This is a genomic window from Micrococcus sp. HSID17227 (genome assembly GCF_003989405.1).
Taxonomy (GTDB): domain Bacteria; phylum Actinomycetota; class Actinomycetes; order Actinomycetales; family Micrococcaceae; genus Micrococcus; species Micrococcus luteus.
In genome coordinates this window covers 1-5,656 of record NZ_RBLN01000098.1, presented here as the reverse complement: position 1 = coordinate 5,656, position 5,656 = coordinate 1, and the positions used below count along the sequence as shown (strand labels likewise).

5 protein-coding genes and 1 pseudogene are annotated in these 5,656 nt (G+C 74.5%); all 6 read left to right on the top strand.

The features are described 5' to 3' along the window. Positions 1 to 33 precede the first annotated feature (33 nt). Positions 34 to 321: pseudogene (locus D8M29_RS14165) on the top strand (DNA polymerase IV); the annotation flags it as partial. Between the two features lie 426 nt (positions 322 to 747). Then, complete coding sequence (locus D8M29_RS14160) at positions 748 to 1,362, top strand: DUF3040 domain-containing protein (RefSeq protein ID WP_238693342.1); 615 nt, start codon at positions 748 to 750, stop codon at positions 1,360 to 1,362. Positions 1,363 to 1,684: 322 nt separating this feature from the next. Next, the gene (gene mraZ / locus D8M29_RS06670) at positions 1,685 to 2,116 is read left to right on the top strand and encodes a division/cell wall cluster transcriptional repressor MraZ (protein ID WP_002854575.1); all 432 of its coding nucleotides are present in this window, start codon (positions 1,685 to 1,687) and stop codon (positions 2,114 to 2,116) included. A gap of 142 nt (positions 2,117 to 2,258) precedes the next feature. Next, the gene (gene rsmH, locus D8M29_RS06665; RefSeq protein ID WP_127435361.1) at positions 2,259 to 3,254 is read left to right on the top strand and encodes a 16S rRNA (cytosine(1402)-N(4))-methyltransferase RsmH; all 996 of its coding nucleotides are present in this window, start codon (positions 2,259 to 2,261) and stop codon (positions 3,252 to 3,254) included. Beyond that, a complete protein-coding gene (locus D8M29_RS06660) occupies positions 3,251 to 3,844 on the top strand; it encodes a hypothetical protein (protein ID WP_002854573.1) in 594 nt (197 codons plus the stop codon). Before rsmH ends, D8M29_RS06660 begins: the two co-directional genes overlap by 4 nt. A 68-nt stretch (positions 3,845 to 3,912) precedes the next feature. Further along, positions 3,913 to 5,656: penicillin-binding protein 2 (locus D8M29_RS06655; protein ID WP_238693341.1), on the top strand; the 1,744-nt coding region annotated here is incomplete at its 3' end.

The window sequence follows — 5,656 nt, the reverse complement described above, 5'->3', positions numbered from 1 at the left end:
GCCGGCCGGGAGTGGGCGTCGCTCGCCCGGGGCATCGACCCGCGCCCCGTCGCCCCGCGCCCGGCGGCCTGCAGCATCGGCGCGGACCACACCTTCGACGTCGACCCCGTCGACGTCGCGGGCGTCGACCGGGAGGTCCTGCGCCTGTGTCACCGGGTCGCGGCCCGGCTGCGCGCGGAGGGGGTCACCGCCGGCGCGGTCACGGTCCGCCTCAAGGCGCCGGACGGGTCGGTCCGCAGCCGCACCGCCCGCCTCGCCCGGCCGACCGCCACGGGCCACGACCTCCTCGGCCCGGCGCGGCGGCTCGTCCGCGAGCTGCACGGCGAACGGCCGCATCCGATCCGGCTCGTGGGCGTGCGCGCCGAGCGCCTCGGGGGGGAGGGCGCTCAGCCCCGGCCGAGGAGGCGCTATTCGGCGGTCCCGGCTGGGGGACGGAGGGCGAGGCGTCGGAGGCGGGCGACTGGGCCGGTGCCGAGGCCGCCCTGGACGCCGTCGCCCGGCGCTTCCCGACGGCGGCCGGGCGGCCGGCGTCGCTGCTGGGTCGCCGCGAGGCCCGCGCCGACGCCCGCCGGGACGCGCCGCGGCCGGGCCCCGGAGGCCCGGACCGGGAGTGAGGGGTTCCGGGGCCGGCGACGTCGCCACCTGGCTAGGGTGGGGCGGCAGGTCCTATCCTGGAGGGCAAGTCGGACGCGCGGGCGTCCCCTCCCGGTCCCGGAGGTGTCGGAGGCCGCGTTCGAAGGAGTCGCCATGCCCCTCTCAGAGCATGAGCAGCGGATGCTGGACCAGCTGGAGCAGCAGCTGCGCACCGAGGACCCCCGGCTGGCCACCCAGATGGCGGACACGGGGCGGCATCGGCTGCCCGTGGGTCGCGTCGTGGCCGGGGCCGTCCTCGCAGTGGTCGGGCTGCTCGTCGTGGTCCTCGGGGTCGCCAACCACGCGATCCTCCTGGGCGTGCTCGGCGTCGTCGTCATCGGGGCCGGCATCTTCCTGCTGACCACGCGGCCGCGCGCTGTCGCCTCCGGGGCCTCGGGCCCGGAGGCCCGCCGGGTGCCGACCGGGAGGGCGGCGGCGGGGCGGCGGCGGCTGGCCGGGGGCCGCGTGGTGGCGGGGGCCGCCCGGGAGGTGGTCGGGTTGCTCGTCGTGGTCGCGGGGGCGCCAACCCCCGCGACCCTCCGGGGGGGGCCGGGGGTCGTCGTCATCGGGGCCGGCCTGTCCCGGCTGCCCCCGCGGCCGGGCGCTGTCGCCGCGGGGGCCTCGGCCCCGGGGGCCCGCCGGTCGGGCGCACCGCGACGGCAGGGAGGCGGCGACTTCATGGGCCGCCTCGAGCGGCGCTGGGACGAGCGGCGCGCCGGAGGCGACTGAGCGCCTGGCCCGCCGGGCCCCCACTATCCTCCACTCCAGGCCCCGATCCGCTCCGGATCGGGGCCTTTCCGCTGCCCGAGGCTCCGTCATCGCCGAGGCCCTCCACCGGGGCCCACCGGTCCTCCACGTCCCTCCACGGCGACGCCGGCCCCGGGACCCGCGGGATGGCGCGCCGGACTCGGGGGGCCTCGACACGCCCGTGGCGCCGGGACCCGCGTCCGGGGTTGATGGTGGAGGGAAGTGGGGTAATGTGGAGGGAAGGAGAGAGCATGGGTCCCGACCTTGGTCGGGAGGGACCGCTTGACGAGCCAGGGGGTCTGCCGTGTTCTTGGGCACGTACACCCCCCGGCTCGACGAGAAGTCCCGGCTGATCCTCCCCGCCAAGTTCCGCGAGGAGCTGGCGGAGGGGCTGGTCCTGACCCGGGGTCAGGAGCGCTGCATCTACGTGTTCAGCGCTCGTGAGTTCGAGCGGGTCCACGAGCAGATGAGGTCGGCTCCACTGTCCTCCCGCCAGGCCCGTGACTACATCCGCGTCTTCCTCTCGGGGGCGTCGGACGAGGTCCCGGACAAGCAGGGTCGGGTGACCGTGCCGGCGCCGCTGCGACAGTACGCGGGGCTGGACCGGGACGTGACCGTGATCGGCGCGGGGACGCGAGTGGAGATCTGGGACTCGGAGTCCTGGAACACCTACCTCGCCGAGCAGGAAGCCGCCTTCTCCGAGACCGACGAGGACGTCCTGCCCGGCGTCTTCTGACCGTGACCACCCGACCTCGAGCGAGACCTCCAGCCGACGCCGCCGCACCTGACCCGTCTTCCCCTGGGCCAGGCGCGGCGGCGGACGGATGGGGATCCCGCCCGAGGTCCGCCAGGACCGCGATGTGAGCAGGAGGTCGAGAGTGGACGCAGGCCAGCCGCGCCCCGAGGACCGCCACCTGCCCGTGATGCGGGACCGCGTCGTCGACCTCCTCGCCCCCGCCGTCCAGGCCGCGCTCGAGGCCGGCCGCACGCCCGTCGCCGTCGACGGCACGCTGGGCATGGGCGGGCACACCGAGGCCCTGCTGACCCGGTTCCCCCACCTGCGCGTCATCGGCATCGACCGCGACGCCCACGCCCAGGCCATGGCCGCCGAGCGCCTCGGCCCCCTCGCCGACCGTCTGATCCCCTTCCACGGCACCTACGACCGGGTGCCCGAGGCCATGGCCGCCGCGGGCGTCACGAAGGTCGACGCCGCGCTCTACGACCTCGGCGTGTCCTCCTACCAGCTGGACGACCGGGAACGCGGCTTCGCCTACTCCTACGACGCTCCGCTGGACATGCGCATGGACGACACCGCCGAGCGCTCCGCCGCGACGCTCGTGGCGGAGCTGGACGAGCAGGAGCTGCGCCGCATCATCCGTCGCGACGGTGAGGAGCGCTTCGCCGGCCCCATCGCACGGGCCATCGTCCGAGCCCGCGACGAGGCCCCCATCGAGACCACCGGCCGCCTCGTCGAGGTGATCCGCTCGGCCGTCCCCGTCGCCGCGGGTGCCACCGGCGGGCACCCGGCCAAGCGCACCTTCCAGGCGCTGCGCATCGCCGTGAACGAGGAGCTCGACATCCTCGACGCCGCCGTGCCGGCCATCCTCGACGCCCTCCACGTGGGCGGCCGCCTCGTGGTGATGAGCTACCACTCCCTCGAGGACCGCATCACGAAGCGGCACCTGAGCGCGTGGGCCACGTCCACGGCGCCCCCGGGGTTCCCGGTGGTGCTGGAGGAGCACGAACCCGTGGTGCGGGTGCTCACCCGCGGCACCGAGAAGCCCACCGAAGAAGAAATCGCTGAGAACCGTCGCGCCTCCTCCGCGAAAGTGCGTGCGGTTGAGAAGATCAGGACGTCCAGGACCACGGCATGACGCTGCACGAGGAGATGAGCATGGCCGCACACGCACGGATCGCAGAGTCGCTGCGCCCCGGGTCGACCCCCGTCGCCCCCGCGCGGCCGGCTCCGCAGGAGCGCACGCCGCTCTCGGTGGTGCCCGCCCCGCTGCCCCGATCCCGCTCCGGCGTGACCGTGCTGTGCGTCCTCGTGGTGCTCGCCGCGCTCGCGGCGGTCCTCGTCATGAACATCACCATGTCCAACCGGCAGTACGCCCTCCTGGACCTGCGCCAGGAGCAGCAGGCCGTCACCGAGACCAATGAGCGGCTGGCCGAGCAGGTGGGCCACCTCGAGGCGCCGCAGAACCTGGCCGCGCGCGCCGACGCCCTCGGGATGGTCGCCCCCGCCGGCACCGCCTCCGTGGACGCGGGCACGGGCCAGTTCAGCGGCGAGGCCCAGGCGGCCCAGGACGGCGACATCTCCGCCACCTACGTCGCGCCGCCGGCGGACGCGGACGCGGTCCGCCAGGGGGCGTCCGACGACGGCCAGGACGAGATCGAGGGACCGCGCACCTTCAGCGGCGCGGACGCCTCCGCCGCCGCCGACCAGGACGCCGCCGACCGTTGATCGACCGTCCCGCCTCGCACCTTCCCCGCGGCGGATCGACGGTCGGGCCCGCTCCCGGGCACCCTGCCGTGCGCACCCGCATCCTGCTGCTGCTCGTCTTCGTCCTGCTCGGCGGGCTGGCGCTGCGGCTCGTCTACGTGCAGGGCATCGACCCCACGGGGCAGGCCGCGGCGGCCATGGATCAGCGCCTGACCCACCAGGAGACCCTGCCGCAGCGCGGGTCCATCCTGGACCGTGACGGCGACGTGCTGGCCGCCAGCGTGCGCCGATACGACATCGTCGTGGACCAGCGCCTCGTCAAGGACTTCAACGAATGGGACCGCGAGGCCCGGGAGACCGTGCTCGTGGACGTGGACTCCCGCCTGGCCAGCCTGGCCGAGGTGCTCGGCATGTCGGAGGAGGAGGTGCGCGAGGCCACCATCGGCTCCCGCCCGTACGCCGTGGTGCGTCGATCCGTGACCCCGGAGGTGCGGGACAAGGCCATGGCGCTCAACGTGCCGGGCCTGCTCTCCGAGGCGGTGGACCGCCGCACCTACCCGAACGGGTCGGTCGCCGGCAGCATCATCGGCTTCATGGGCGGTGACGGCACCGCCCTCGAAGGCCTCGAGCTCAGCCAGGACGACGTCATGACCGGCACTCCGGGCACCCGCACGTTCGAGGTGGGCGCGGACGGCATCCGCATCCCCAACGCCCCGCTCGAGGAGGTTCCGGCCGTGGACGGCGCCGACCTGCGCCTGACCGTGGACAAGGACGCCCAGTGGTTCGCGCAGGAGACCCTCGGCGCCCTCGCCGCCGAGTACGACGCGGAGTGGGCGAACGCCGTCGTGATGGACGTGAAGACGGGCGACGTGATCGTCATGGCGGACTCCACCACGGTGGACCCCGCCGACCCCGACGCCACCGAGGGGAACTTCCGCACCTCCACCGTGATGAGCACCCCGTACGAGCCGGGCTCCACGGGCAAGGCGCTGCCGATCGCGGCCGCCGTCGACGCCGGGAAGGTCACCGCCACGGACGGCTTCACCGTCCCCAGCAGCCAGGACTTCGACGGGCAGACCATCCGGGACTTCTCCCCGCACCCGACGTTCGACATGACCGTGGCAGGCATCTACGCGCGCTCCTACAACACGGGCACGGTGCAGATCGCCGAGAAGATCACGGACGAGCAGCGCTACGAGTACATGCGCTCCTTCGGGGTCGGCCAGCCCATCGACCTCGGCCTGCCGCAGCAGGCGGGCAGCGTCCTCGTCCCGCCCGAACAGTGGGACGGCCGCCAGCGCCTGACCACGGCCTTCGGCCAGGGCTACACCCAGACCACCCTGCACACCGCCCAGATGTACCAGGCCCTCGCCAACGGCGGCGTGCTGATCCCGGCCCGGCTGATCGACGCCACGGTGGACGGCGACGCCGCGGAGAAGCGCTGGGAGTCGTCCGCGGAGCCCCACCGCGTGGTCTCCGAGGAGACGGCGGCGCAGATGCTCCGCATGATGGAGACCGTCGTGACGCAGGGCACCAGCAAGGCCGCCGCGATCCCCGGGTATCGCGTGGGCGGCAAGTCCTCCACCGCCGAGGCCGCGAGCGACACCGGCACGTACGACGGCTACAACCTCGGCTTCACCGCCGTCGCCCCGCTCGACGACCCCCGCTTCGTGGTGTCCGTGTCCCTGCATCGGCCGCCGTCGAAGCAGGGCTCCCGGGACGTGTCCGTCGCGGCCGCCACGATCATGGAGTACATGCTCCGCCAGGCGGACGTGCCCGCCACCGGAGCCGAGCCGGACGACTACCGCGTCTTCGTGGACGATCCACAGGACA